Source organism: Siccibacter turicensis LMG 23730 (genome assembly GCF_000463155.2).
Lineage (GTDB): Bacteria > Pseudomonadota > Gammaproteobacteria > Enterobacterales > Enterobacteriaceae > Siccibacter > Siccibacter turicensis.
The window spans coordinates 1-245 of the sequence record NZ_AWFZ01000008.1; the positions used below are offsets into that span (position 1 = coordinate 1).

The 245-nt window shown below is 47.8% G+C and carries 1 tRNA gene; it reads left to right on the plus strand.

Features of this window, described 5'->3' with window-relative positions:
* Positions 1-35 precede the first annotated feature (35 nt).
* Positions 36-111, plus strand: a tRNA-Ala gene (locus DW58_RS01225).
* Positions 112-245: the final 134 nt, after the last annotated feature.

Here is a 245-nt window from a genome sequence, read left to right on the forward strand (position 1 = left end):
CAGAATGCAGGGTAAGAGGTTTTAATCACTACGATGGGGCTATAGCTCAGCTGGGAGAGCGCCTGCTTTGCACGCAGGAGGTCTGCGGTTCGATCCCGCATAGCTCCACCATCAACACTGGTTGATACACTACTTCAGAGTGTACTGGGAACAGTATGCTGCGAAGTATTATGCTCTTTAACAATCCGGAACAAGCTGAAAATTGAAACGACACACCGTGTCTGTTCTCCGTAATAAGAACAGAA